At 77.7% G+C, this 256-nt stretch carries 1 protein-coding gene; it reads left to right on the forward strand.

All coding sequences use genetic code 11. The annotated features are described in order from the left end of the window. A partial coding sequence (locus tag Q7A36_RS41395) for an FAD-dependent monooxygenase (protein WP_305109565.1) occupies window positions 1-256 on the forward strand: 256 nt, incomplete at both ends.

Consider the following 256-nt stretch of genomic DNA (forward strand, 5'->3'; position numbering starts at 1 on the left):
ACGGCCGCTGCCCGCCTGGTCGGTGGGCCGGGTGACGCTGCTCGGCGACGCCTGCCACCCGACGCTACCCTTCCTGGCGCAGGGGGCGGTGATGGCGATTGAGGACGGCTTCATCGTGGCCCGCGCGCTCGCGGTGCAGCCCGAGGACGTGCCGGCGGCCCTCCGCCGCTACGAGGCGGCGCGGCAGGCGCGGACCGCGCGCGTCGTCGAGGGCTCGGCGGCGAACACGCGGCGCTTCCACAACCCCGCCCTCGGC

This window comes from Paracraurococcus lichenis (assembly GCF_030657435.1).
GTDB lineage: Bacteria > Pseudomonadota > Alphaproteobacteria > Acetobacterales > Acetobacteraceae > Paracraurococcus > Paracraurococcus lichenis.